Source organism: Rhodococcus sp. B10 (assembly GCF_011770055.1).
Lineage (GTDB): Bacteria > Actinomycetota > Actinomycetes > Mycobacteriales > Mycobacteriaceae > Rhodococcoides > Rhodococcoides kyotonensis_B.
Map to the genome: position 1 here is coordinate 49,941 of NZ_JAAFYV010000025.1, position 24,421 is coordinate 74,361.

The 24,421-nt window shown below is 62.5% G+C and carries 24 protein-coding genes and 2 pseudogenes; 13 read left to right on the forward strand and 13 right to left on the reverse strand.

Features of this window, described 5'->3' with window-relative positions; genetic code table 11:
- Window positions 1–21: 21 nt before the first annotated feature.
- From RhoFasB10_RS17165 to RhoFasB10_RS17190, 6 genes are read right to left on the reverse strand one after another with little or no spacing between them, the layout of a single operon-like run.
- Entirely contained in the window at window positions 22–1,692 is a 1,671-nt protein-coding gene (locus RhoFasB10_RS17165; RefSeq protein WP_167677538.1) for an ABC transporter ATP-binding protein, read from the reverse strand.
- Entirely contained in the window at window positions 1,689–2,609 is a 921-nt protein-coding gene (locus tag RhoFasB10_RS17170) for an ABC transporter permease (protein WP_167677540.1), read from the reverse strand. Before RhoFasB10_RS17170 ends, RhoFasB10_RS17165 begins: the two co-directional genes overlap by 4 nt.
- Window positions 2,606–3,580 (reverse strand): ABC transporter permease, encoded by a 975-nt coding sequence (locus RhoFasB10_RS17175; RefSeq protein ID WP_167677542.1) that lies wholly within the window; start codon window positions 3,578–3,580, stop codon window positions 2,606–2,608. Before RhoFasB10_RS17175 ends, RhoFasB10_RS17170 begins: the two co-directional genes overlap by 4 nt.
- On the reverse strand, window positions 3,577–4,893 hold the full coding sequence (locus RhoFasB10_RS17180; protein ID WP_167677544.1) for an LLM class flavin-dependent oxidoreductase: 1,317 nt from the start codon (window positions 4,891–4,893) through the stop codon (window positions 3,577–3,579). The genes RhoFasB10_RS17175 and RhoFasB10_RS17180 overlap by 4 nt, the downstream gene beginning before the upstream one ends.
- Window positions 4,890–5,828, reverse strand: a complete 939-nt coding sequence (locus tag RhoFasB10_RS17185; protein WP_167677546.1) for an LLM class flavin-dependent oxidoreductase — start codon at window positions 5,826–5,828, stop codon at window positions 4,890–4,892. The genes RhoFasB10_RS17180 and RhoFasB10_RS17185 overlap by 4 nt, the downstream gene beginning before the upstream one ends.
- Window positions 5,829–5,864: 36 nt before the next feature.
- Window positions 5,865–7,463, reverse strand: a complete 1,599-nt coding sequence (locus RhoFasB10_RS17190) for an ABC transporter substrate-binding protein (RefSeq protein WP_167677548.1) — start codon at window positions 7,461–7,463, stop codon at window positions 5,865–5,867.
- A gap of 456 nt (window positions 7,464–7,919) precedes the next feature.
- On the opposite strand from RhoFasB10_RS17190, the gene RhoFasB10_RS26675 reads away from it, so the two are divergent.
- The 4 genes from RhoFasB10_RS26675 (at window position 7,920) to RhoFasB10_RS26430 (ending at window position 9,921) form a co-directional block, all read left to right on the forward strand.
- Complete coding sequence (locus RhoFasB10_RS26675; protein WP_346764419.1) at window positions 7,920–8,084, forward strand: glycerate kinase; 165 nt, start codon at window positions 7,920–7,922, stop codon at window positions 8,082–8,084.
- A gap of 46 nt (window positions 8,085–8,130) precedes the next feature.
- Window positions 8,131–8,736, forward strand: a complete 606-nt coding sequence (locus RhoFasB10_RS17195) for a glycerate kinase (RefSeq protein WP_206031029.1) — start codon at window positions 8,131–8,133, stop codon at window positions 8,734–8,736.
- Window positions 8,737–9,146: 410 nt separating this feature from the next.
- The gene (locus RhoFasB10_RS26425; RefSeq protein WP_240931192.1) at window positions 9,147–9,605 is read left to right on the forward strand and encodes a hypothetical protein; all 459 of its coding nucleotides are present in this window, start codon (window positions 9,147–9,149) and stop codon (window positions 9,603–9,605) included.
- 154 nt (window positions 9,606–9,759) lie between these two features.
- On the forward strand, window positions 9,760–9,921 hold the full coding sequence (locus RhoFasB10_RS26430) for a hypothetical protein (protein WP_240931194.1): 162 nt from the start codon (window positions 9,760–9,762) through the stop codon (window positions 9,919–9,921).
- 134 nt (window positions 9,922–10,055) lie between these two features.
- Here the strand turns inward: RhoFasB10_RS26430 and RhoFasB10_RS17210 are convergent, their stop codons facing one another.
- Window positions 10,056–10,652 (reverse strand): TetR/AcrR family transcriptional regulator, encoded by a 597-nt coding sequence (locus RhoFasB10_RS17210; RefSeq protein ID WP_167677550.1) that lies wholly within the window; start codon window positions 10,650–10,652, stop codon window positions 10,056–10,058.
- 80 nt (window positions 10,653–10,732) lie between these two features.
- Here RhoFasB10_RS17210 and RhoFasB10_RS17215 point away from each other — a divergent pair, with 80 nt between their 5' ends.
- Window positions 10,733–11,656, forward strand: a complete 924-nt coding sequence (locus RhoFasB10_RS17215; RefSeq protein ID WP_167677552.1) for an oxidoreductase — start codon at window positions 10,733–10,735, stop codon at window positions 11,654–11,656.
- 43 nt (window positions 11,657–11,699) lie between these two features.
- Here RhoFasB10_RS17215 and RhoFasB10_RS17220 read toward each other — a convergent pair whose 3' ends face one another.
- Entirely contained in the window at window positions 11,700–12,080 is a 381-nt protein-coding gene (locus RhoFasB10_RS17220) for a VOC family protein (RefSeq protein WP_167677554.1), read from the reverse strand.
- 204 nt (window positions 12,081–12,284) lie between these two features.
- Entirely contained in the window at window positions 12,285–13,097 is an 813-nt protein-coding gene (locus RhoFasB10_RS17225) for a LysR family substrate-binding domain-containing protein (protein WP_167677556.1), read from the reverse strand.
- Between RhoFasB10_RS17225 and RhoFasB10_RS17230 the strand changes: the two are divergent.
- The 3 genes and pseudogenes from RhoFasB10_RS17230 to RhoFasB10_RS17240 all read left to right on the forward strand — a co-directional run.
- Window positions 13,066–14,025 (forward strand): annotated as a pseudogene (locus tag RhoFasB10_RS17230) (IS21 family transposase); the annotation flags it as partial. The gene RhoFasB10_RS17225 and the pseudogene RhoFasB10_RS17230 sit on opposite strands and share 32 nt — an antisense overlap.
- Window positions 14,022–14,479: pseudogene (locus RhoFasB10_RS17235) on the forward strand (ATP-binding protein); the annotation flags it as partial. The pseudogenes RhoFasB10_RS17230 and RhoFasB10_RS17235, both read left to right, overlap by 4 nt.
- 647 nt (window positions 14,480–15,126) lie before the next feature.
- Window positions 15,127–15,960 carry an alpha/beta hydrolase gene (locus tag RhoFasB10_RS17240; RefSeq protein WP_167677559.1) on the forward strand — a complete coding sequence of 278 codons (834 nt, stop codon included), beginning with the start codon at window positions 15,127–15,129 and terminating at the stop codon, window positions 15,958–15,960.
- A 61-nt stretch (window positions 15,961–16,021) separates the two neighbouring features.
- On the opposite strand, the gene RhoFasB10_RS17245 is transcribed toward RhoFasB10_RS17240, so the two are convergent.
- The 4 genes from RhoFasB10_RS17245 to RhoFasB10_RS17260 are packed head-to-tail and all read right to left on the reverse strand — an operon-like array spanning window position 16,022 to window position 19,114.
- The gene (locus RhoFasB10_RS17245; protein ID WP_167677561.1) at window positions 16,022–17,200 is read right to left on the reverse strand and encodes a pyridoxal phosphate-dependent aminotransferase; all 1,179 of its coding nucleotides are present in this window, start codon (window positions 17,198–17,200) and stop codon (window positions 16,022–16,024) included.
- Window positions 17,197–17,799 (reverse strand): dimethylmenaquinone methyltransferase, encoded by a 603-nt coding sequence (locus RhoFasB10_RS17250; RefSeq protein WP_167677563.1) that lies wholly within the window; start codon window positions 17,797–17,799, stop codon window positions 17,197–17,199. The genes RhoFasB10_RS17245 and RhoFasB10_RS17250 overlap by 4 nt, the downstream gene beginning before the upstream one ends.
- On the reverse strand, window positions 17,796–18,458 hold the full coding sequence (locus tag RhoFasB10_RS17255; protein ID WP_167677564.1) for an RraA family protein: 663 nt from the start codon (window positions 18,456–18,458) through the stop codon (window positions 17,796–17,798). Before RhoFasB10_RS17255 ends, RhoFasB10_RS17250 begins: the two co-directional genes overlap by 4 nt.
- Window positions 18,455–19,114, reverse strand: coding sequence for an RraA family protein (locus RhoFasB10_RS17260; RefSeq protein ID WP_167677566.1), 660 nt, complete (start codon window positions 19,112–19,114; stop codon window positions 18,455–18,457). Before RhoFasB10_RS17260 ends, RhoFasB10_RS17255 begins: the two co-directional genes overlap by 4 nt.
- A gap of 74 nt (window positions 19,115–19,188) precedes the next feature.
- Between RhoFasB10_RS17260 and RhoFasB10_RS17265 the strand changes: the two genes are divergently transcribed.
- The 5 genes from RhoFasB10_RS17265 (at window position 19,189) to RhoFasB10_RS17285 (ending at window position 24,416) form a co-directional block, all read left to right on the forward strand.
- Complete coding sequence (locus RhoFasB10_RS17265) at window positions 19,189–20,109, forward strand: LysR substrate-binding domain-containing protein (protein WP_167677568.1); 921 nt, start codon at window positions 19,189–19,191, stop codon at window positions 20,107–20,109.
- An 82-nt stretch (window positions 20,110–20,191) separates the two neighbouring features.
- On the forward strand, window positions 20,192–20,854 hold the full coding sequence (locus tag RhoFasB10_RS17270) for a GntR family transcriptional regulator (RefSeq protein ID WP_167677571.1): 663 nt from the start codon (window positions 20,192–20,194) through the stop codon (window positions 20,852–20,854).
- Window positions 20,855–20,925: 71 nt separating this feature from the next.
- Window positions 20,926–21,633 carry a DUF2848 family protein gene (locus RhoFasB10_RS17275; RefSeq protein ID WP_167677573.1) on the forward strand — a complete coding sequence of 236 codons (708 nt, stop codon included), beginning with the start codon at window positions 20,926–20,928 and terminating at the stop codon, window positions 21,631–21,633.
- A gap of 158 nt (window positions 21,634–21,791) precedes the next feature.
- Window positions 21,792–23,078, forward strand: coding sequence for an MFS transporter (locus tag RhoFasB10_RS17280; RefSeq protein ID WP_167677575.1), 1,287 nt, complete (start codon window positions 21,792–21,794; stop codon window positions 23,076–23,078).
- 3 nt (window positions 23,079–23,081) lie between these two features.
- Entirely contained in the window at window positions 23,082–24,416 is a 1,335-nt protein-coding gene (locus tag RhoFasB10_RS17285; protein WP_167677577.1) for an amidase, read from the forward strand.
- The last annotated feature ends 5 nt before the right edge of the window (window positions 24,417–24,421 follow it).

Sequence of the window (24,421 nt, forward strand, 5' to 3'; positions counted from 1 at the left end):
GCGGATTCTCGACGTTCACGCTCAACCGGAGGTTGCCGGTTCGGCGAGGCCGGAGGTCCCCACTTTGGGCACGGCGTCGATCAGTTGCCGGGTATACGGCTTCTGCGGCTCCGTGAGCACATCGTGGGTAGTTCCTTCCTCGACCACTATGCCTTTCTTCATAACCGATACCGTGTCCGACACCTGTTGCACGACAGCGAGGTCGTGCGTGATGAACAGGTAGGTCAAGTGGTGCTCGGCCTGTAGATCCACCAACAGTCGGAGCACTCGATCCTGCACCGATACATCAAGCGCTGATACCGGCTCGTCGAGAATGAGCAGCTCGGGTTGCAGCGCCAGCGCGCGCGCGATGGCGACACGCTGGCGCTGGCCGCCCGACAGCTCGCGCGGCTTGCTCCGCACGACACGTTCCGGTAGCGCAACCGCGTCCAGGAGCTCCCTCACCCGCGCTCCTCTGCCCGCTCGATTCCCGATGCCGAAGGAATCGAGAGGTTCGCGCACGATGGACTCGATGCTCGACCGAGGGTCGAGTGAGGAGTAGGGGTTTTGATACACCAACTGCACGCCTTGATGCCACCGCCGGATCTCCGCGCGAGAGCCTCCTGCAGGAGTCGCGCCGACGGAGTGCCCGGCCACCGATACCGTGCCGGAATCAGGAACCTCGAGACGTGCGACCAGACGCGCGACAGTGGTCTTGCCCGAGCCGGATTCGCCGACGAGGGTGTGTGTGGTCCCTTTCGTGATGGAGAACGACACGTCATCGAGTGCGACGGTGCTGGGGCCACGACCCCCGGCGCGGAATGTCTTCCTCAATCCTGCCGCGGTGACGAGAGCGCCGGGTTCAGACGCCGACACCACCGGTGTGTCAACAACGCGAGGGCGAATGCGTCCGGTGAGGCCGAGCGTGGGTGCCGCCGCGACGAGTTGAACCGTGTAGGGATGAGTAGGTGTCCGAAGAACGGCGTCCGAGTCGCCGTGCTCGACCAGTCGGCCGTGTTGAAATACCAGCACCCGAGATGCACGTTCTACCGCGACGCCTAGGTCATGGGTGATGAGGAGGACCGACGTCTTGCTCTTGTCGGCCATCAAGCCCAACGCGTCGAGTACGCGCTTTTGCACAGTGACGTCCAAAGCCGAAGTGGGTTCGTCGGCGATCACCAGTGCCGGAGCGCACGCCATGGCAATGGCGATCAGTACACGCTGACGCATACCACCGGACAACTCATGCGGATACGACCGAGCGACCAGATCTGGATCGGGCAGCCCGACTTCATCGAGAAGGGCCCGGCTTCGGGTCTGCGCGCTGTCTTTCGAATGCCCGTGAAGTCGGAGCGCTTCCGCGACCTGTACGCCGACTCGTTGTACTGGATTGAGCGAGACCGTCGGATCTTGGGGAACCAGCGAGATGTCGCGCCCTCGAATAGCATCGAGTTCTTTGCGCGGTCTCCCCGAGGTGACCCGGCCTCGCAACGCGACGGTCCCGTTGGTCACTTCCGAGCCCTTCGGGAGCAGCCCGAGTACGGCATGTGCCAGTGTGCTTTTGCCCGAACCGGATTCACCAACGACCGCCACGGTCTCCCCGGGGTGCACAACGAACGAGACGTCCTGCAAAGCTCGATGAGATCGGGTGCCCTTGCCGTACGCGACGGTCAGGTTGTCGATCGCCAGCAAGGGGTCCTCATCCGGGCTCATCGCAGATCTCTTTCGATTGCATGGCCGATTCGGTTCGCGGAAACGACGACCAGTACGACGACTATTCCCGGCAAGGTGGTCAACCACCATCCCGACGCCAGAAAATTGCGCCCTTCGGCGATCATCTGGCCCCACTCCGGATCAGGGGGCTGTGCGCCGAATCCGAGAAAGCTCAGAGCAGCGACGGACAAGATCGCCGACCCGAATTCGAGGGCCGCGAGGGAAAGCACCGAACCAGCAGAATTCGGCAGGACTCGGCGGAACAGGACTTTGTACCAACGACCGCCCACCATCGACGACGCCTCGACGAATGCCCATCCACGTACACGCACCACCTCGGACCGCATGACACGAGCGAACGATCCTGCGGCGGCCACACCGACTGCGATCGCGACGTTCAAGGTGCCGAAACCCAGAACAGTCACCACCATCAGGGACAGCAACAGCCCGGGAATGGCGAGCAGAACGTCGACTCCGCGCATGATCACATCGTCGAGTGCCCCGCCGATGTATCCGGCCGCCAGGCCGATGAGCGAACCCACCATCAGTGCAATGAGAACGGCAACGATCGTCGCCTGCAGAGACAGTGATGCCCCATGTACGACACGCGCGTAGATATCACGGCCGAGGTTGTCGGTACCGAACCAGTGCTCACCGCTCGGGCCCTGCAACCGGTTTCGCGGTTCGGCGAACAACGGATCGCGTGATGTGAACAGTGATGGGATCAAAGCCCATCCGACTACGCCCGCGATGACCACGATTGCGAGCGCAAGGCTCGGTTGCCGGAAGGCCGCGCGAAGACGTCCGCCGCGTCGGGATACCACGGGGTCCACGGGCTGGCGGTCCGATCCGAGATCTGCTTCGAGGACCGGTGAGTCCGTTGCTCTGACTGCCTCGAATTCGACGGATACGTTCATGCCGAGACTTCCTCGTCTATACGAATCTTCCTGCCCGGACGGGTGACTCGTGGATCCAGAAGGGGGTACGCGAGATCGACCACGAGGCTGGTGACTACGAACATCGTGGCAGCCAGTAGCACCAGACCCTGCACCATTGGTATGTCCTGTGCCTTCACTGCCTGCTCGGTAAGTCTGCCGACCCCGACCCGCGAGAACACGGTTTCGGTCACCACTGAGCCCGCGAACAGCCCGCCGAACACGACACCGGCGAGGGTAGTTGCCGGTATGGCGGCATTGCGCAACATGTGGCGCAGGTGCACACGATGCTTACTGGCGCCCTTGGCGGTGGCTGTGTCGATGTAGGGTTGCTCACCGACTTCGGTCAGAGCCTTGACCAAGACCTGGGATATTACGGCAGCTGTCGGGATCGACAGCGTGATCGCAGGCAGTACGAGAGTCTCGAACCCATCGTTTCCGATTGCCGGGAGCAGTCTGAGGTTGAACGAAAAAACCTGCACCAGCACGAGACCGATCCAGAACGTCGGTAGCGCCGACCACAACGGTGGGATGCTCTGCAACGAGTTGCGCAGCCAGGGGGTTTCGACGTAGGTGGCAATCAACGCCAGTGCAACACCGACGATCACGGCGATGACAATCGCCCCGCCCGCAAGCTGCGCGGTCTGAGGTATCGCGGTGGCGATGCTGTGCGACACCGAGTCGCCCGTCTGGATCGACGTGCCGAAATCACCCCGGATGGCGGCGAACAAGCGGGCGATGTACTGCTCGATGATCGGTCGGTCGAATCCGTACTGGGCGCGTAATTCCGCGGCGCGAGTCTGATCCACCGCTCCGGCGGACTCCCCCTCGGTGCGCAGCATGATCGAAATCGGATCGCTGGGTAGGAAGTACAACACGACGAACGTGACTGTGTATGCAGCCCAGAGCACGCCTACCGCCTGCGCGATACGACGAATCAGATACCGAGTCATGACAGTGCACTGTCCGCGGGCGCATCTGCGACCCCGAGATGCTCGCGCAGCGTACGCCCTGCGTACTCGCTTCTGTATCGCCCACGATTCTGTAGCTCGGGCACCACATTGCGTACGAACTCTCCGATTCCAGAAGGCAGTACCGAAGGCGAGATCACGAAACCGTCGCAGGTCTGCTCATCGACCCACTCGATGAGCTGCTCCGCGATCTCCTTGGGTCCACCGACGACGCAATTTTCTCTGGACCGCAGCAATTCGATGACCAGACCCCGCGCACTCAGATTCGCACTCGATGCCATTTCGCGCCAACGCTCGACAATCGGCTCAGCGGTACGCGGTGCGTCGGCGCGTCGGGTCGTGATCCGAACACTCGGCCGGTGGCCTGGTGCCGGAGCAATGGATGGAAGGGGGGAATCCACATCGAGATCGGGGAAATCGATTCCCCATGCGTCCTCGACGTAGGAACGCACAAGGGCCGGCGTTGCACGTAAGGCCAATTCATACTCCGCTCGATCGAGTGCATCAGCTGCGTTCTCTCCCAGTACGAACCGAGTACTGGCCATGACCTTCAACGCATCAGGGCTCCTACCGAAACCGACCAACCGCCGTTCGATGTCGCGGTAGAACCCACGTCCTTCGTCTAGGGATCTGCGTTCGGTGAAGATCGCATCCGCGTACTTCGCAGCGAGGGAACGTCCCTCATCGGAATCACCCGACTGCACCAGAATCGGTCTCTGCTGAGGGCTGACAGGCAGCGACGGCGAACCGGAGATCGTGACGTGGAGACCACGGTGGTCCACCTCGCCCCGCCCGTTCCACACTGCCTGCACGGCCGTCAGGTAGTCCTCGGCACGGTTGTACCGATCTTGGTGGGGAACGAATCGCCCGCGTCGGAAGTTGGCGGCGATCAGATCATCGCTGGCGGTGACAAGATTCCAGCCTGCGCGCCCACCGCTGAGCACATCCAGGCTCAGAATGCGGCGAGCGAGATCGAACGGCTCGCTGTGGGTCGCGTTGCCTGTAGAGATCAGTCCGATCCGATCCGTGGACGCCGCTACTGCCGACAACCTCGTGACCGGATCCGGACGATCGGCAACGTTGTGGTCGACGACAGCGCCGTTGGATTCGTGGATGCGTAGCCCTTCGGCGAGGAAGACCGCATCGAAGAGACCCTGTTCGGCAACGGAGGCGAACTCGCGGAACGAGTCGACGTCGATCTGACTCCCCGCGTCGGGGTGACTCCACAGAGTTTCCGGATTGGTGCCCGGAAAGAATGCGAACAGGTGCAGTGGACGTTCGGACGGCTCGGTCATGACATGACCTCGGTGAACGTGCCGACGGCATAAATGCTGTCGGGCCGACTCAAACCGAACATCTCGCGCAGTGTGCCCGCGGCACCGACATCACCCCAGGTGTGTGCGAGTAGTCCGCGCAGTGCCGCGCCGGACATCGGTCGGATCAGGACGCCTGAGACATAACCCTGTCTACGCAACGACGCGACGGTATCGATGGTGGCGTGTATTTCTTCTGAATCCAGCTGTGCAAGCACAGGTGTCGCGCCGACTGCCGCGGCGATCTCGGTCGAATCGCCGAGAGGAGCGATCAACACCTCGGCCGAATCGGCATCGGTACCGGCGCGTTGTGAGCTGGTGCGCAGGAACGTCGGCACTCGGCCCTGAGGCGAGCGGGGGGTGACCAGTGGGCCGCGGACGCGAATACTCCTCCCGTGGTGGTCGATTCGATGAAGCTTGGCCACATCCAGGTAGCGCCCGGACTCGATGTCGCGAATGACCGCTCCGTCCTCCCACCCGTCGAACAATCGCTGAGTCACGCCGATGAACTCGTCGATTTCCGCGTCGATCTCGTCTGGATCCTCGGTGACCGGTCTGTCGAACAGGTTCGCGTGAGCGGCCGCGCTGGGTCGCACCGGCAACCATCCGGTTCGACCCAGGGTGTCGAAGTCCGAGGTGGCCAGCGCCTCACCGATGTCGAACGGCTCCAGGTACAAGGGCTGCACCGTCGCCACGACACCGATCGAGGTGGTCGACGCGCCGAGGAAGGAGGTCACAGCAATCGGATCGAGTGTGGTCTGCGACGTTTCGTCGCCGTAGCTGTCCTCGACGAGGAGAAAACCGATGCCCGATGATTCCGCAGTTCGCGCGACATCGAGGAGGGCGGCGATGTCGACATCGGTTCCTGCGGTGAGCTGTCCCAGTGACAGTCCGACAACGAATCGAGATGCGCTCATTGATTCAAGTCCCTTTCGACCAGTTCGTGTGCTTGCTCAGGACTCGACCCATGTGTCGTAGAAGGACAAGCGAGCGCCCGTGTCGAAGCGCACGTCGTGTACCCCGTCGCGGTACGCCTTGGTTTGGACGATTTCCCACAGCGGCGCCAAGTGGCCCTCGCTCAAGATCAACGACTGGGCCTGGTGCACCAGGTCGAGACGTTTGGTCGCGTCGGGCTCGGATGCCTGCGTGTCGAGCAAGGACTGGACCTCAGGATTGAGAACTTTGTTGGTGTTCTCGAAATCCGTCGAAAGATAGAACCGAAGGATGTCGGGGTCACCACGAGTCCAATTCACGTAGTAGAGGTCGTACTGGTTTTCGCTGACCTTCTGATCGAGCGTGGCACTGTCGACTCGCTCGAGGTTCACATCGATACCGACGGCCAACAACTGCTGCTGGATGAGGGTGAGACGATCTGTCTCGTCCTGGAAGAAGGGAAGTTCCAACGTGAGCTTCTGACCGTCCTTCACGCGGACACCGTCCGGCCCCTCTGTCCACCCAGCGTCGTCGAGCAACTCTTTCGACAGTGCGGGATCGTAGGCGAACTCGCTCGATGCGTCGTACCAGCCCGGGGTTGTACTGGACAGTGCGTTGGTCGCCGGTTCGGCAACACCCTGCAGGATAGATTCGACGATCTCGGAACGGTCGATCGCGTGCTGAAGGGCAAGTCGAACGTTTCTGTCGCTCATGATCGGGCGAGACTCGTTGGGCGTCAGGTTGTATGACAGACCTGCGCCGATCGCGGATGCGAGGTAGAACCCGTTGCCGTCGAATGTCGGCTGATCCTGAGCCTGTACGTCATCGATCCCATCCACCTGGCCCGAGGTGAGTAGTCCGACCCGGACTCCGCTTTCGGGCACGATCGGGAACACGATCCGATCCAGATACGTAGGTCCGGAATGGGTGGCCTGACTGGACGCCCAGTCGTAACCGTCGCGCTTCGCGAGCACGATCTCACGGTCGGGACTGTAACTGTCGAGAACGAAAGGTCCCGACCCCACCACACCCTTGGACTTTCGTTCATCGACGCTGAGCTGCGTACTGGCAGGTGAGATGATTCCAAGCGAGATCGTGGAGGTGCCCTGCAGGAACTGCGCAGTGGGCTTGTCGAACACCACGGTGAAGTTCAGCGGATCGGTGACCCGAGTCTCTTGATATCCCTCGAGGTAGCCGGCGGCGAGACTGTGAGTAGGCCCCAGCGTGCCTACCGTATCGAAGTTCGCTTTCACTGCTGCCGCATCCAGTGCGGTGCCATCGCTGAACGTGATGCCCGGGCGCAACGTGAACGAGAATTCGGTCAGGGTGTCGTTCTGCGTCCAACTTTCCGCCAGCCACGGAGACAGTTCACCGGTCTCGGTGTTCTGGTCGGTCAATGATGCGACCAACTGTCTTAGGACAGGCGGCCCACCCTTGCTGATGTTGCGTTGGGGATCGAGACTCTTGGAGTCGTAGCTCAGGGCGAACGTGAACGTCCCTCCCTGCGCCGGTCCGCTGGACTCACCGGGCGTAGTGTCTCCCGAACCGCAGGCCGTCAATGCCAATGTAGTTGCGGCCACAATCAACGCCAAGGCGGACTTGCGCCAGTTGGTACTCATATCCTGCTTCCATCAGTTTCATGGTGCGACAACGCAGCGTCTCCGGCTGTACGAACAGAACCAACGTATACATCAGTATTCAGCACCGACAGACTTACAATCGCCGTGATTCAATCTCCCTCACTGCATCTTTGGATTGCGAACGTGCGTTATGCGAATTATTCTGAGTTGAATTCAAGGGGCACGCTGTATGCGGTCGTATTCGATTCGACGCCGGCGACCTCGAAATCAACGGATCGAATTTCCCCACCAGCGGACCGTTCTGAACCGAACTGCAGGACCTTCACTCATGGAGCGAAACGCCGCAGCACGATCAATGCGGCGAACCACCGCGACACACCCAAATAGCCTATATTGTGGGTTAAAACCCACGATATGAGCTAGGGGTGAAGGGGGTTTCTGGTCGCGCCCGATAGCTTCAAGGGGACGTTTACGGCGGCGGAAGTCGCCCGTGCCATAGGAGAGGGCATTCGCGGTGAGTTGTATCCAGCGCATGAGATACCGGTGACGGACGGAGGCGAAGGAACTCTCGACGCGCTCGTGTCGCCGCTCGAACTCGATGTTGTAGAGATCGAGTCGTGCAACCCTTGGGGTGAGCCACCTGCGGATCCTACGGCCTAGCCCAGGATGAAACCGCGCTGATCGAAACACCTCCGCCAGTGGACTCATGACGCTGCGCAACGGGTTTCGCGATCCGATGACGGCAGATACCTATGGCCACGGTCGATTGATCGTGGATGCATACCGACACCGCGCCAGATCCATCGTGATCGCAGCGGGCGGCTCAGCGACGACCGATGGTGACGCGGGGGCGATTCGGGCGATCGAGAAAGAAGGAGGACTGCCCAGCGCTCGGATGGAGATCTTGACCGATGTCACTACAGATTTCATCGACGCTGCACGAGTGTTCGGACCGCAGAAAGGCGCCGATGCCGGCGCAGTGGACGTCTTGACGGACCGACTCGGCGTTCTCGCCTCACGACTTTGCCGCGACCCTCGGGGCGTTTCCGGCACGGGAGCTGCAGGCGGTTTCGCTGGTGGAATGTGGGCGCAGTACGAGGCCACGCTCCGACCCGGAGCAGCCTATATGCTCGACGCCAACGGTTTCGACGCTGCACTGAAGAGTGCAGTGGCCGTGGTCGTAGGAGAAGTTCGTCTCGACTCACAGAGTGCCGTCAGCAAGATCGTGTCGGCCATCCTGGCCGTGCAGGCATCGTGCCCGTCATCGCCGAGTCGCTGCGGCGGCGCGGTGACGGCATGGGGGCCCAGTTGAGAAAAGTCGCGCTGAGTGGCATCTGACAACCCACAAAGTTGCTAGACGAGTTGCACAGCAATGCCTTTTGGTCTTTGCGGCACGATGCTATGCCCAAATCCATGAAAGTCACGCTAAGGATTTACCGCAGATATTAGCCTGATATCTGCGGTAACCTCGGTGGCGAGCTGCGAGATGCCTTCCGCGAACGAGGTGACTCCGCAAGTTATCTGCAGTAGTGCCGATCGGGGCTCCGGTGACACCGATGGAAGGACTGAGCGTGGGGGCAGGTGCGGACGCTGCCGGCGCGGGGCGTTCGACTCAAGGATGCGGTAAATCAGTTCTTGTCAACGATCCCGAGCGTCAACACTCGGCGCGGGTACGCCGTGGCGTTCAGACAGTTGATACGCGACTTCGGCGCGGATACGAATGTGGGACTGCTCGAGGCCGAGCGGGTCGGCGGCTGGTTCACGTTCAAGTTGGGTGGTAGTTCGGCGCAGACGTTCAACGTCCGCCTCGCGTCGCTGCGCGGGACGTGTGAGTACTGGCGGGCACAGGAGTGGCTGGTGGGTGATCCCGCCCTCCGGTTGGTGCCGCGCAGGGTGCCGCCGGATCACTCGAAGGCGATGACACGCGACGAGGTGACCGGGCTGCTCGCGAAGGATGCGTCGCTGCGAGAGCGGGTGCTGTGGACGATGCTGTACGAGACCGCCGCCCGCGCCGACGAGCTACTGCTGCTCGACATCCCGGATCTGAACACGGCCAACCGGTGTGAAACTGTCACCCGCAAAGGGCGGGGCCAGGGATGTGGACGCCTGGCAGACCGGGACCGCGCGGCTGCCGCCGCATCTGTTAGCCGGCCACAGGCGCGGGCCGGAGTTCCTGACTAACCGCAAGGGTGCAAACTGTTGTGGCCTCGAATGATATCGACCCGTCGACCCTGCGGGGGCGGTTGTCGTATCGGCGGGCATTGGAATTGTTCGACCACACACCGCCGACTTCGCTCGGGGGCCCTTCACGCTGCATCAGCTCCGGCACAGCCGGTTGACGCACGCGGCGGAGGACGGGGCGTCCACGCCGATGCTGATGCGCATGAGCGGCCACACCTCGGTGAGGTCCCTCGGTAGATACGCTCGGCCGTCTGCGGAGGCGCTGATTCGGCGGCAAGCCCAAACCGACCCCGCTGCCCAGCGGCGGAGTCGGTGAAAGGCATTGGTGTGACCGTGAACTCGGTGGTGGGTGCATGGCGGCAACCGAGTGGATCGCCGAGGGAGTTCCGGAGGACGTTGTCCAAGACCTTTTAGGCCATCGATCACCCTCGGCCCGCCCACCCGGCGGCACTAATCCGGTGTGCAGCCGCGGAGGATGTACGCGAGCACGTTGTCCAGTCCGTGCTGGCTCATCTCGGGTGGCAGCATGCCGCTGACCGTCATGCCGGCGTAGCCGTGGAGGGTCGTGAAGACGGGTAGGGCGACCTGCTCCAGCGGGCCCTTTCGCACCTCGCCCCGGCGCTGGCCGTCACCGATCAGTTCGACGATCTGTCCGGCCCAGCGCTGGGCGCTGGCACGCAGTTCCTCCGACGCTTCTGGGCCGTGCTTGACCGAGTACATCAGGTCCAGGAGCGCGGCATTGCCTGCGGCGAAGTCGACATAGGCGCGGGCAACGGCGGCCAGCCGCTCGGCGAACGACTCGCCTGCGCCTTCCTGGGAAGTCGTGAGAAATTCGTCGAGCCGATCGAAGCCGGTCAGCGCCAGCGCGTCCAGCAGGGCCTGCTTGGTCTTGAAGTGGCGATGGGGAGCGGTGGTGCTTACCCCGATGTCGCGGGCCAGTTCCCGTAGGGACAGTCCGCCCGATCCCCTCTCGCGCAACGTCTGCTCGGCACGTTCGAGCAGTGCGGCAGGAAGGTCGCCGTGGTGGTAGGGGCGATGGTTCCTCATGCCCCCACCCTAACCCCGATGTGAACAATACACACATTGTACCCATTGCACACATTGTTTGCATCACATACATTGAGGACATGGCAAAGAACACGAACACCCAGCCCTGGAGCACCAGCGACATCCCCGACCAGACCGGCCGCACCGCCGTGGTGACCGGCGCCAACAGCGGAGTCGGCCTCGCGACCGTCGAGGGCCTCGCCGGCGCGGGCGCCCACGTCGTCCTCGCCGTGCGGGATGTGAAGCGCGGCGAAACCGCCGCCTCGGCCGTGCAGGGCAGTGTGGAGGTACGCCGTCTCGATCTGGCCGACCTGTCCTCCGTGCGCGCGTTTGCCGCCGACTGGCAGGGCGATCTGGATTTGCTGTTCAACAACGCCGGCGTGATGAACATCCCCGAGGCCGCGACCAAGGACGGCTTCGAGATGCAGTTCGGGACCAACCACCTGGGACACTTCGCCTTGACCAACCTGCTGCTGCCGCACATCACCGACCGTGTGGTGACCATGTCGTCCACCGCGCACAAGACCCCGGGCAGTCCCCGCATCCACTTCGACAACCTCAACCTGACCGGCGAGTACAACCCCATGACGGCATACAGCCAGTCCAAGCTGGCCAGCCTGCTGTTCACGCTGGAGCTCCAGCGGCGGCTCACCGCCGCGGGCTCGCCGGTGCGTGCCCTGGCCGCGCACCCCGGCTGGGCCGCCACCAACCTCCAGAGCAACGACGCCAGCTTCCTGCGGCGCCTGTTCCTACGGCTGGGCAACAAGTTCGTCGCTCAGGACAGCCACACCGGTGCGCTCAACCCCCTGTATGCCGCCGTGCAGGACCTGCCCGGCGGAAGTTTCGTCGGCCCCGATGGCCGGGGCGAGATGCGTGGCACACCGAGCCTGGTCGCCCGCTCAGCGGCGGCCAGTGACCCGGCCGCCGCCCGTCGCCTGTGGGCCGTCTCCGAGGAACTGGCCGGCGTCGCCTTTCCCGCACCGGCCACGACTGTTCGGGCCTGAAGGCCCGGACGCGGCCCACGGACGAAGGAAGACCTCCCAGGAGTCAGGCGTAGGTGCTGACTTCGATCAAGTTCTGGTCGGGGTCCCGGAGATACAGGCTGAGAATCGGGCCGGTCGCGCCGGTGCGCTGGACCGGCCCCTCCTCGATGCGGACGCCGTGCATGGCAAGTTCGGCAGCCACCCCGTCAAGGGGATCGGCGATGATCAGGCAGAGGTCTGCGCTTCCGGGGGTCGGTCGGTGGGCCTTCGGTTCGAACTCGTGACCTGCCCGATGCAGGTTGATCTTGCTGTGCCCGAATGCGAGCGCGGTGCGGCCCGCGCCAAAGCTCACCGCCTCCATGCCGAGAACGCGGGTGCAGAAGTCCACTGTGGCATCGATGTCGGTGACGGTGAGGACCAGATGATCCAGACGATCGATTCGCATATGCCCGACTCTACGGTGACCGAATGTGGTCTGGTCGCTCCTGCGGGAGCCTCCCAGCCTGCGGTGATGTCTTAGGTCCACATCGCGCAGGAGCGTCAGGAAGACCGCGATCAGTGGGTGATGGGCGTGTCCGGCCATGGTGACCGCGTGCAGTTCGCGGTGGGGATTCCGGGAGGGCACACCCCCTGAAGGCCGCGTGCGCGGTCAGATGTGCGGAGGCGGTTCCAGTGCCCTGGTCAGTGATGTCGCGATGTCTGTGAGGCGTGCGGCCAACGCACTGGGGTGGGTTCTGGTCATGGCGGTGAGTTCGATGGTCGCCGTCGCGTGCCGGAGCGGTCTGAACCGGACGGCGGGGCGTGCCGCGGACGCTGCGGCGGGTACGACGGTGACCCCGAGGCCGCACTCGACCATGGCGATCTGCGAGGTCACTGATCGTGCCCAGTGCGCCGGGACGGGGCTGAAGCCGGCGGTTCGGCAGATGGCCGCCATGGCGGCGTGGTAGTCGGGCGAGATGTGCCGGTGCAGCCACACCCAGGTGTCGCCGGAGAGTTCCGCCAGATCCAAGGGGCCCGTGACGTCGGCCGCGGCATGGCCGACGGGGAGAGCGGAGACGAACCTGTCGACGAAGAGCGACGTAGCCGTGGTGCCGCGTACGGGCGCTGTCTGGCGCACGATCGCCCAGTCGAGGATGCGGTCGAGGAGTCCAGCCCCGGCCTCGTGCGTATCGAACTCCTGGGTACGGATCTCGACCTCGGGCAGCGCCTGATGGAAGGTTCGAGCACGAGCGGCAGCGGCCAGGAGAACGCCGAAGCAACGGCGCCCAGACTCAGCCGCCCGCCCTGCCCTGTGGCCGCGTGCCGAGCGGCGATCTCGGCGTCCTCGGCCTGGCGGATCAGGGCTCGGCAGCGCTCCAGGAACACGGCGCCCGCAGGGCTGAGGGCGACCGACCGCTGGGTGCGGTACAACAGCTCGCAGCCGAGATGCCGTCCGAGTTGGTGTCGTCGCGAACGTCGTCATCCCGACACCGGACTATGTCCGGTTCGCCACCCGCTACGGGTTCGCACCGGACTTCAGCCACGCCAACGATCCACAGTCGAAAGGTGTAGTGGAGAACCTCGTCGGGTACGCCCAACGAGACCTCGCCGTGCCGCTGTTCACCGAAGCAGCCGTCGTCGGCACTGCCGTCGATGTCCACGCTGCGAACGCGGCCGCGAAGATCTGGTGCGCGGAAGTCAACGCACGAGTGCATTCGGAGACCTGCGCCGTCCCCGACGAGAAGCTCGAATCGGAGCGAGAACTTCTCTCGGCGTTGCCTTCCCTGCGCCTGCAGATCGGGCCACCACCGGTGACCCGCAAGGTCGACCGCCTCTCGAGCGTTCGGTTCGTCTCGGCCCGCTACTCGGTTCCGGTGAGGTTCATCGGCCGGGCGGTGATGCTCACGCAGGTCGAAGGCCGGCTGGTGATCGTCGATTCGCCCTCGGGCGAAGTTGTGGCCGAACATACACTCGCGCAGCCGGGAACAGCATCGGTCCTCGACGAGCACTACGACGGCGCCCGGCCCGCCCCGAACCGAGGACCCCGAACCGAGGACCGCGACCGAGAACCACTGTTGAGCAACAGATCTGTGCGCTCGGCGAGCGCGCGAAGCGGTCTTCGGTCGGTGCCGCGGCAATCGGTAACACCCGGTTGTCCACCGAGCTCGAGTGCTTCTTGTGCCCGGCGCCGCGCACGGCCATGAAGCCTCGATCGGGGCGTTGACGCGTGCAGTGGCATTCCGGCGGTTCAGAGCTGCCGATGTCCGCTCGATTCTCGCCGCGGGAGTTCAGACACGGCAGCCCGGCCTGCCGGGGATGCGTTGATCTTGGATCTGCCGACCGCTCCGACTCGGTCTTTGGATGCCTACGCGATTCGCCCGTCATCTGGTGACCAGCAGGTGCAGTCATGACCGATACCGACACCGAGGCGGCCACGAGCAAGCCCAAGACTGCTGCACCACAGCGGAGTCCTGATCCTGCAGCTGATCTCGATGCAGGGCGAGGCGACCCAAACTCGCTGCAATCCGCAGGACCGCACCCGAGGTACTGCTCACCGCCAAGACCCAACGCTGGACACCGGAAGAAGTGTTGCCGACGTCGGTCGAGTCCGAGCTCGCTGCACGCGACGCCTCCAACATCGTCAACCGGCTCAAAGCAGCTGCGTTCCCGGTGACGGAGACATTGGAGTCGTTCGACATCGCGTCGTCGTCGATCCAACCGAAGGTGTTCGACTACATGTCCAGCCTGGAATGGGTTCGGACGCAATCGAATCTAGCAATCATTGGGCCCGCCGGGTCCGTGAAGTCGCACACCCTGATCGGTCTCGGAGTCGCAGCGATCCACGCCGGTCACAAGGTCCCATTCCGCCATTTGCGGCCTCGGCAACAGTACGGGTGCAGGGTGGTAACGCATCGTCTACTCCTAAAAGGTTATAGGTAGGTTCGGCGACATCAGGTGCCAGTTTCGGTGGTTGGTAGATCGGGTGGCTACGACAGGAGTCACTCTTGTCTGGAGTGGCGGTTCACCGATGACGTCCCATGCCGAACTTCGACACTGCAGATCAGATAAGGCTGTAAGCGGTCATTTTGGTTCACCGCTTGTGGGCAGGTGAACGAGCGGCCACCATTCCATTATGCCCCATGATGTTGCGTAAGAACAGAGTTCGCAGATCCATCTTGAGGGGGGACTGGAAACGGAGCGGCTGGGTCCATCGAGCGTAATGCTGCTGTCGGCGTTCGAGCGGGCGTTCGCTCTACTTCTCGTAAAGTAGAAGACAATGGTTGCGCGCGTGGGCCATTGACAATGAGGGGTGCCAGGCGACACGCCCATTGCTACGCCTGCGTTCCGTGCTTCGACGTCGCTCGCCGCGCTGCTTCGAGTCGCGAAGCGACTCGATCCGATTCGAAGTCAGACCTTCTCTTCATGCCCACGGTGCGGTTCGATGAATCTGGGCTGGCCTCCGAGGTCGCTGCCGGCCGTCGTCGCGTTCGAGGGATGGAGAAAGTATTTCGATGGTGGAATTGAACAAATTGGTGCAGTTCGACCTGTCGCTGGTCGTGGACGGAGTAGGCATAGACGTGTCGGGGATGCACCGCCCCGGCGACGGCGACCCGATCGTCTTCCTCCATGGATTCGGTTCGACTAAGGAGGACTACGCGGATGTGATCCAGCAGGCGCAGCTGAGCGATCGCCCTGTTCTCGCCTACGACGCGCCGGGGTTCGGGCGGTCGAGTTGCGAGCACCCCGATCGGCTGTCGATTCCGTTCCTTGTCTCCACCGCATTGGCTGTGTTGGACTCTCAGGGCATCGATATCTTCCACGCTGTAGGTCACTCTATGGGGGGTCTGACTCTGCTCATGCTCGCATCCGATCACCCAGGCAGGATGTTGTCTTTCGTCGACATCGAAGGCAATCTCGCACCGGAGGACTGCTTTCTGAGTCGACAGATCGTGGAGGGGAACTCCGATCCCGCTGCGTTTTTGGAAGAGTTCATCGCGCGCGCCTGGAATTCCCGCTTCTACTCGAGCGCACTGTACTCGGCCAGCCTCGAGTACAAGGTGCGATCTAGTTCGGTGCGCGGCATTTTCGAGTCCATGGTTGATCTGTCGGATCACGCGGATCTCATGTCGCGGTTTCTCGGATTGCAGATCCCGACGATGTTCATGTTCGGAACCCAAAACTCCGGCCTGTCCTACCTTAGGCATTTGTCGATAAATGGCGTTGAACTGGCTGAGATCCCTCTCAGTGGTCATTTCCCCATGTACTCGAACCCAACGGAGATGTGGCGCCGAATAACTGATTTCGTTACCACGTGGTCGGTGGGCAGAACACGGGGCTTGGCGTAAGGGGGCGCGTGCACCCCAGCGCCGAGGCGATCTCGCAGCTGGGGTGCGCGCGCCCGAGCCTTCAGCTGCTGTTGAGCGTGGTCAGCGACGAGCAGAGCCGCGACAGCGCCTGGTCGAGAACCGAGTCACCGACTGCGAAGCACAGCCGAAGTCGGCCTTGTGCGCCGAATGCCTCACCGGGTACTACAGCAATCCCGACCTCTTCGAGCAGCCACGTCGCAAGATCGGCGCTCGTCGATAGAGCCAGCCGATTGTCGGTGAGTAGACCAGCGACGGAAGGGAATACGTACATTCCGCCATCCGGTGACGGGCAATCGATACCCTCGATCGACGAGAGCGCGTCGACCATCCGGTCTCGTTTGTTTCGAGCGGCCTCAACGGTGCGGACGACGTAAGACGGATCGGCCGTCAGCGCTGCAAGCGCGCCGATCTGCGTGATCGAGGGAACGTTGGTGACCGTCCGAGAGACGTGCTTGGTTGCTGCCCGTACGACGTCGGGTGGGCCGAGTAACCAGCCGACGCGCCACCCTGTCATCGCGTGCGCCTTGGACACTCCGTTGACCAGGATGCATCGATTCCGGGATTCGGGGGCAGCGTTCAGCATGCCGACGCGTTGTCCTTCGTACACGAACGCGTCGTAGATGTCATCGAGGATCAACCACAGATTGCGGCGCTCCGCCCACTCTGCGATGTCCTTGAGTTGTTCTCGTGGGTACACCGATCCGGTGGGGTTTGCGGGGCTTGCAATGATCAGGACACGGCACTTGGGTGTCCAGCTCGATTCCAGTGCAGTGACACTGGTGAGAAAGTTGTCTTCTGCGGTCACGGGAACGTCGACGGGCACAGGCCCGGCGGCCACAGTCGCACCTCGGTGACCCGGCCACCCGGGAGGGGTGACGAGCACCTCGTCGCCGATGTCGGTGACGGCACCTACTGCAAGGGACAACGCGTGTTTGGTGCCCGATGTGATGAGCACGTCCGACCCGCTCCAACTCATTTCAGTCTTGCGGGCGGTATCGACAGCGACGGCATCGCGTAGGGCGGGCAGTCCCGATGCGGTGCCGTAGTGGTGGTGAATCGGATCATCGATCACACGACGGACTGCGTCGACTATGTGCGGTGCAGTCGGTGCGTCCGGTTCACCCGCGGCAAGAACAATAACGTCGCGTCCTTGCGCCCTGAGCTCCTCGGCACGTGCCGCAATTGCGAAGATCGGATTGTCCGGAGTTGCCGTCGTCATGCGTCTGCACCGAAACCGTACAGTTCGAGGGTGGTTTTACCAGCTCGCAGCTCCTCGAAGATCCGATGCTCGTCAGCAACGCGCGCATCAGAGCGGTCCAACACGGAATCGACATGCTGGCTGGGCACTGCGACAACGCCGTCGGCGTCGCCGACAATCAAATCCCCAGTAGCAATCCGCATTCCACCGATGAACACAGGAACACCGAAAGCTCCTGAGTATCCCTTGCGCGTCCCAGTGATGGCGACTCCGCGGGAGAAGACCGGGAAGCCGAGTTGAGCGAGTTCGACGGTGTCTCGGACTCCGCCATCGATGAGCAGCCCGAGAAGTCCACGTTGCTGTGCTGCGAGGGCAAGAACCTCACCCCAGTGCCCGTGCAGCGCACCGCCCAGATCTGCGACGAGAACGTGTCCGGCGGGTGCCCGTGCGACGGCGTTGTGCAGAGCGAGGTTGTCCCCCCCGGCGCCTTGCACGGTGTAGGCCGGGCCGGCGATCCGGGCACCGGGCCACGCCGGCTTGATACCGGGATCGAGAGCGATGTCGAGTTTGGAAGCTTCATAGAGTGTGGCGGTCGCGTGATCGCGGGCGGGATCGCTCATGCCTGCACGCTCTGCAGTGTGTGGTAGGCGAACTTCGTGCGCGCTGCGTGTAGTGAGGTCCCCTCTCGAACGGCGGCGACGATGTTCGATTCGGTTTGTTCGATCTTCTCCGCCCGTTCGGCGACTTCCTCGGCGATGGCTGCGGGTACCACGAGCACACCGTCGGAGTCTGCTACGACCACATCACCTGGTTCGATTGCTACTCCGTCGATTTCGATCGTCCCTTGTACCTCGACCAACCGCACTCGATCTTTTCCGGTACGCATGAATCGTGCGGTACTCCACATGGGGTACCGCTGCTCGAGTGTGACGGTCGTGTCGCGGCAGGTGCCGTTGATGACCGTGCCTGCGACTCCGCGTGCACCGGCGGTCTGGGTCATGATTCCACCCCACACAGTGCAGTCGGTACGACCTTGATTGTCGATGACGATGATCGAACCTGGTTCGACGTCGTCGAGGAAGTCGCCGACAGTTCCGCCTTCGTCGGTGATGGGCTCGTACCGCGCGGTGAAGGCCGGCCCCACGGCAGCGGTGAGCGAACCGGTATCCAAGGGGCCGATACCAAGCAGCGAACCGGGGTGGCCGAGAGCGTCGAGGGCATCGGAGATCGAGGCGGTCGGGATGGCCCCGAGGCGCTCGAAGATAGTTCTGGTCGTCATAGTGTGTCACTTCCTGCTAGTCGAGCATCATGCATCGCGTCCGGCAACGCGACACCTTTACGTAGATCGGCAGCAATCGCGCGTTCGCGGGCCGCGATGGTCTGAGCCAATGCCAGTACTTCGTCGGATCGCTCGATCGGCACGACGGCGATTCCGGTGTCGTCGGCGATCACGATGTCTCCCTGGGCAATTCGCACGCCTGCAATGTTCACCGGCTCACCCGTCGAATGCTGCTGCAGACGACCGCGTGCAGTGGCAGGAACGCCGCCTCGTGAGAACACCGGGTAGCCGAGTTCGCGGGCTTCGGTGATGTCGCGGCACCGTCCGTCGGCGACAGTGCCGCGCACACCACGGAGGCTGGCGCCTAAGCTCAGCAGCCCACCCCAGCAGGACACGTCCTCGCGCCCACCGTTGGCGATGACGATGATGTCGTTCTCCGTTGCGGTGGCGACCGCCGTGGTTGCGATGTGTGCTCCGCTGGGGCCTGGAACGAACGGTTCCAGCTGTACGGTCAAGGCGTATCCGACGAGTGGGTCTGTCCCTGTCTGAGGAGTGATACCGCCTATGCCGCTCGGCAAGCCGAGTCCGTCCAGTGCGTCGCTGACTGCGGCGCTGTCCAGCTCGGCGAACGCCGCTAATGCTTCTATTTCGGTCATGGACTCATCAAAACCCGCGTCAACGATATTGTGAAGGTTCAATCACGACTCGGATCGATATGAGGAGCGACCTGATGGTGGAAATTCGGCAAGCTCGCTACTTCATCGCAGTCGCCGAAGAACTTCACTTCGGTCGAGCCGCGACGCGGTTGAACATGTCCCAGCCGCCGCTGTCGCAAGCGATCCGGCAATTGGAGAAGGAGCTGTCCGTCCCACTTCTGCAACGTTCGTCGCGCGCTGTCACGCTGACACCTGCCGGTTCGGTCTTCCTCGAACATTGCCGCACATTGGTCGACCAATCGTCGCGCGCTGGCATCGCTGCACTGCAGGCGCACAACGGATTTCTAGGAGAAGTTGCGATCGGCGCTGTCACGTCTGCTTTCACTACAGTACTGCCACGAATTCTCGAGGCGTATCGCTCGTCTCGTCCGGGAGTGAATCTGAAAGTACGCGAAATCGACACAAGCTGGGGCGCCGATGCCGTCACCCGACACGAGCTCGATATCGCGATCATTCGGGCGACGGGCAGCCGAGGCCTCCGCGCGCTTCCGCTACGCAGGGACCGGTTCGTTGTGGCGGTACCCGCCTCACACCGACTTGCCGCGCAACGCGGCCCGGTGGACCTGGAGATGTTCTCCGATGATTCCTGGGTGTGGCTGCCGCGAGAGATATCGCCCAGCTACCACGACGACATGGCAGCGACATGCAGGCACGCCGGGTTCAGTCCGCAAGCCCAACATCTTGCGAGTTCCATCACCAGCCAGCTCGCCATGGTGGCCTGCGGGTTGGGAGTGACAATCGTCCCGCACTCGTCCGCCGTCGGATTCGAAGGTTCCGTAGTTTTTCGGCAACTGCGTGCGCCGGACGTTGCATTGGAACTGTCCTTGATCTGCCGCGACGTCGCCGAACCCCTGGTCGATCACTTCATCGACTGCGCCGTGGGGACCGCGCCCGCGTACGGAACGGGACACCATCACGACCTGCCGGGCTCGTAACAAAGCATTTACTTAAAACACCTCGCAGTATTCGAACAATCGTATACCGTGCATGTACAGCGAGACCGATAGGAGGATTCACATGCCGCAGAGCCTGTCGGGGCGAGAGGTTGCGTACGAATACATCCGGACTAATATTCTTCCCGACCCCGCATTGCAGGGCAGTTTCATCAGCGAGGAGGAGATCGCTCTACGAGCGGGAGTGTCGCGTACCCCGGTGCGTGAGGCGCTCATCATGCTCGGGACCGAGAATCTGGTCCGCCTCGTCCCACGCCGCGGAGTTTTCGTCTCCGCACCCACGTCGAAAGAGATTCACGAGCTGATCCAGTTCCGCTCGGTGCTGGAACGATGTGCGATAGACAATGCAGTCGAACGTCGCAACGTCGACATCGAAGGTATGGAACAGCTGTTGACGTGCCAAATGCAGCTGCTGACCGGTAGCGTGAACGCCACTGAGTTCATCCGACTCGACTTCCGTTTCCATCTCACTCTCATCGAGGCGGTCGACAACTCGTTGATCAAGAAGTCCTACGAAAGTCTGCAGTCGCAGCAGCTGAGAGTAGGGGCACTTGCGGTTTTCGGCGACGAGAGCCGCCGAGCGCATGTCCTCGACGAGCACCGCCAGATAGTCGACGCTTTGCGCCTCGGTAACCGAGAGGCGCTCGAAGAAGTCATCGACCGCCATCTGGCCCATTCGTTGGAGAGCATGCTGCTACTGCATCCGCATCACACCGGCGTGTACTGACATGTCGTCGGAAGTCGTATAGCGCTCCGAAAAATTGTATACCGACAATATTCAATCGAGAGGAACACCCCATGGCCACGCTCACATTCGATGTATCAGGACACGGCCCGAGGACCGTGAACGTCACGAACGTTCTCAACGCCGGTTTTGCTGGCGCGGATCAAGAATCCGTTCTTGCTCACATCGAAGAACTTGCCGAACTCGGCGTCCCACGCCCCGGCAGTGTTCCCACGCTCTACAACCTGACGCCCACAGTCGCCAGTCAGGAACAGCAGGTGTGGGTGCACGGCGACCGAACCTCCGGTGAAGCAGAATGGGCACTGGTCGTCGATGATTCGGGTGAAGTATTGCTGACCGTCGCCTCCGATCACACCGACCGCCAGTTGGAGGTGCACAGAATCGACTGGGGCAAGCAGATCGCGCCGGACGTGCTGTCGCAATCCGCGTGGCTGCTGTCGGAAGTTGATACCTCCGATGGAAACGTCGAATTGAAAAGTTGGGGAACAACCCCCGACGGTATCGAGACCCTGCTGCAAAGCGGAACTGTAGACCAGTTGCTCACGCCGGCGTACTGGCTCGAGACTCTGACGAAAGCAGGTCTGTTGAAACCTGGGACCGTCCTTCTCGGAGGCACTCTCCCCATGCTCGATCCCGACGCCCAGTACGCCGACCGCTGGACGGTCGAACTGACCGACAAGCGACGCGCGCGTTCGCTCCGCGTGTCCTACGTCGTCACCAGGCTTCCCTCGCTGGAACCTGCCCAACTACGAACTGCGTAGACGCTGTCCGGCCTCCATCGGCGTCAAGCAAACAAAACGAGGTTGCCGCATTGCAGGCGGCAACCTCGAACAGCGGAACCTCGAGACAAGGAAACACTGTGTCCTCAACTTTACACACGGGTAACAATCCCTCCCGTTCCGGCCCCGTACGCTCGGGAATGGCAGCGCTGATCGGAACCACGATCGAATTCTACGAGTTCGGCATCTACGGGTTGCTCGCGCCGACCATCGCCCCACTGTTCTTTCCCAGTGCGGATCCCACCGCAGCACTGCTTGCGACCTTCCTGCTCTTTGCGATCGCTTTCCTCATCCGTCCGCTCGGCGGAATAGTGTTGGGGCGCATCGGCGATGCCACCGGCCGAAAGAATGTACTCATGGCGACCATCGTCGGAATGGGCATCGCCACGGCCGCCATCGGCTTGCTCCCGACCTACGCAACAATCGGCGTGCTCGCCCCCGTTCTCCTCCTCGTCTGCCGTCTGGTCCAAGGCTTCTTCACCGGAGGTGAACAGGTCGGCGCATCGACGTACGTGACCGAATCGGTCCCAGACGGGAAGCGGGGATTCTTCGGGGCCTTCATGCCTACCGGTGTTGCGCTCGGACTGGGATCGGCGAGCCTGGTCACAGGCATTACGGCGTCTGCGACCACAGATTCGCAGATGAGCGATTGGGGTTGGCGCATACCGTTTCTCGTAAGTGTGCCGCTGATCGTTGCCGCAATCCTGATCCGACGCCATATCACCGAGTCCGAGGAGTATCTCGAACTAGCGGCGAGTGGCAACAAGGAAACCGCACCCGTCCGTGAGACGTTCCGCAGTCACAAGGGTGCGCTGGCACGCGTTATCCTCATCGGATACGGACAGAACGTCGGCTACTGGGTTGGCATCACGTTCATGAGCACCTTTCTCATCCAGTTCGAGGGCTATCCCCAAGCGTCCGTCCTGTGGCTCGTCACGTTCACCACTTTGGGGCTGGCAGCCTGTATGCCCCTGTGGGGCCTACTCTCGGACAAGGTCGGCCGCAAACCGATTCTGATGGCCGGCTTCATCGGCTACGCGGTGTTGGCGTTCCCCATGATGACGCTCATGACCAAAGACAGCTTCGCCCTTGCCGCCTTCGCATTCGTCGTGCTCGCGTTGCCTTTTCCGATGGTGCAATCGATGTGTTATTCCATGTACACAGAACAGTTCCCAGCTCCAGTTCGTTATACCGGCATGGCCATCAGCTACAACTTTGCCACCATCATCGGAGCGGGACTGAGCCCCTACCTCGCCACGCTCCTCATCGACACCACAGGATGGGAACTTGCACCCTCGGTTCTGCTCGGTGCCGGGGCGGTTATCAGCGCGATCACCCTGGGCGCGTTCACAACCGTAAGCAAGCCGATCACCGCCCGCGAAAGCGCGGAGCGCGCCGAGACCCCCATCGCAACCCGACAGGACTGACCAATGTCGAACACACAGCACGAACCCGACCACGTAACGATTGCGCACATCGAACAGCAGTTCGCGCGCATGAACGAACACCAGCACCTCGGGGCGGTGAAGTCGACACTGCCACTGGAGTCGATTCTCGACTCCGCAGGCGGACAGGTAACCGGCGAGCGGCCGCTCGCCGGAATCACCGTGGGAATCAAAGACAACATCGACGTAGCTGGATCGCTGACGACCATGGGGTCGACCTTTTTCGCCGATAACTTCACCGGCACCGATGCCCCCGTCGTGCACCGCCTGCGTTCAGCAGGTGCGTTACCGATCGCAAAGACTTCGCTCGCCGAGTTCGCCATGGGCGCAACGGGTCAGAACCAGCATTACGGCACTGTCGCCAATGCAGTGGACAACACACGCATATCCGGGGGGTCGAGCAGCGGATCGGCAGTCGCGGTGGCGGCAGGCCTGGTGGATATCGCACTCGGGACCGATACCGGGGGATCCGTCTTGGCGCCGTCAGCCTTGAACGGTGTCGTCGGGCTTCGCCCCAGCATCGGGCGAATTTCCAACATCGGTGTTCTTCCGGTCAGTCACTCACTTGATCGAGTCGGGCCGATCACCCCCACCGTCGAGCTGATGCGCCGGACCTTCGCCGCCATCGCTGGCACCGGAGCCGCGGACGCCTATCAGATCCAAGACCGTCGGCCCATTCCAGATCTTCCCGGAACGCTCCATGGTCTTCGAATTGCCGTCCCCGGTAACCATTTCGTCCCCGAAGACGCCGAGATCGCCGACGCACTGAACGAAGCGTGCGCCACGTTCGAAGAACTGGGCTGCACAGTCAGCGACATTCACCTCGACGGAGCAGACGACGCACAATCGATGATCGTCAAGACGATGTTTCCCGACTTCGCGGCGGTGCACCAGGCCCGGCACGCCGAAAATCCCGACGGATTCGGCGACGACGTCCGTTTCCGCCTCGAGCTAGGTCTCGCGACATCAGGCGTCGAATACTCGCGGGGATTGTCCTGGGCATCGGCATGGCGACGCACGCTGGACACCGTGTTCAGCGAGTTCGACATCGTCCTCACACCCTCGACGCCCGTTCTCGCACCTTTGATTTCCGAATCGACCACTGTCAAGACCAGCCCCATAGTCACCAGATTCACCCATCCATGGTGCTTGTCGCTGGGCCCGACACTTACACTCCCGTGCGCGGTTCGGTCGGGACTTCCGGTGGGGATGCAACTATCAGGCCCGCAGAACTCCGAAGAGCTCCTGTTCCACATCGCTCGACATTTCGAACGAACGACGTCTAGTGCGACGGCGCTCGCGCTCGGAGGCTCGCTGTGACCCAC

Excerpts from the sequence above, each read along its gene's own strand:
- RhoFasB10_RS17165 (WP_167677538.1), bottom strand. The coding sequence starts at position 1,692 with ATGAGCCCGGATGAGGACCCCTTGCTGGCGATCGACAACCTGACCGTC.
- RhoFasB10_RS17170 (WP_167677540.1), bottom strand. The coding sequence starts at position 2,609 with ATGAACGTATCCGTCGAATTCGAGGCAGTCAGAGCAACGGACTCACCG.
- RhoFasB10_RS17175 (WP_167677542.1), bottom strand. The coding sequence starts at position 3,580 with ATGACTCGGTATCTGATTCGTCGTATCGCGCAGGCGGTAGGCGTGCTC.
- RhoFasB10_RS17180 (WP_167677544.1), bottom strand. The coding sequence starts at position 4,893 with ATGACCGAGCCGTCCGAACGTCCACTGCACCTGTTCGCATTCTTTCCG.
- RhoFasB10_RS17185 (WP_167677546.1), bottom strand. The coding sequence starts at position 5,828 with ATGAGCGCATCTCGATTCGTTGTCGGACTGTCACTGGGACAGCTCACC.
- RhoFasB10_RS17190 (WP_167677548.1), bottom strand. The coding sequence starts at position 7,463 with ATGAGTACCAACTGGCGCAAGTCCGCCTTGGCGTTGATTGTGGCCGCA.
- RhoFasB10_RS17195 (WP_206031029.1), top strand. The coding sequence starts at position 8,131 with ATGACGCTGCGCAACGGGTTTCGCGATCCGATGACGGCAGATACCTAT.
- RhoFasB10_RS17210 (WP_167677550.1), bottom strand. The coding sequence starts at position 10,652 with ATGAGGAACCATCGCCCCTACCACCACGGCGACCTTCCTGCCGCACTG.
- RhoFasB10_RS17215 (WP_167677552.1), top strand. The coding sequence starts at position 10,733 with ATGGCAAAGAACACGAACACCCAGCCCTGGAGCACCAGCGACATCCCC.
- RhoFasB10_RS17220 (WP_167677554.1), bottom strand. The coding sequence starts at position 12,080 with ATGCGAATCGATCGTCTGGATCATCTGGTCCTCACCGTCACCGACATC.
- RhoFasB10_RS17225 (WP_167677556.1), bottom strand. The coding sequence starts at position 13,097 with ATGACGACGTTCGCGACGACACCAACTCGGACGGCATCTCGGCTGCGA.
- RhoFasB10_RS17240 (WP_167677559.1), top strand. The coding sequence starts at position 15,127 with ATGGTGGAATTGAACAAATTGGTGCAGTTCGACCTGTCGCTGGTCGTG.
- RhoFasB10_RS17245 (WP_167677561.1), bottom strand. The coding sequence starts at position 17,200 with ATGACGACGGCAACTCCGGACAATCCGATCTTCGCAATTGCGGCACGT.
- RhoFasB10_RS17250 (WP_167677563.1), bottom strand. The coding sequence starts at position 17,799 with ATGAGCGATCCCGCCCGCGATCACGCGACCGCCACACTCTATGAAGCT.
- RhoFasB10_RS17255 (WP_167677564.1), bottom strand. The coding sequence starts at position 18,458 with ATGACGACCAGAACTATCTTCGAGCGCCTCGGGGCCATCCCGACCGCC.
- RhoFasB10_RS17260 (WP_167677566.1), bottom strand. The coding sequence starts at position 19,114 with ATGACCGAAATAGAAGCATTAGCGGCGTTCGCCGAGCTGGACAGCGCC.
- RhoFasB10_RS17265 (WP_167677568.1), top strand. The coding sequence starts at position 19,189 with ATGGTGGAAATTCGGCAAGCTCGCTACTTCATCGCAGTCGCCGAAGAA.
- RhoFasB10_RS17270 (WP_167677571.1), top strand. The coding sequence starts at position 20,192 with ATGCCGCAGAGCCTGTCGGGGCGAGAGGTTGCGTACGAATACATCCGG.
- RhoFasB10_RS17275 (WP_167677573.1), top strand. The coding sequence starts at position 20,926 with ATGGCCACGCTCACATTCGATGTATCAGGACACGGCCCGAGGACCGTG.
- RhoFasB10_RS17280 (WP_167677575.1), top strand. The coding sequence starts at position 21,792 with ATGGCAGCGCTGATCGGAACCACGATCGAATTCTACGAGTTCGGCATC.
- RhoFasB10_RS17285 (WP_167677577.1), top strand. The coding sequence starts at position 23,082 with ATGTCGAACACACAGCACGAACCCGACCACGTAACGATTGCGCACATC.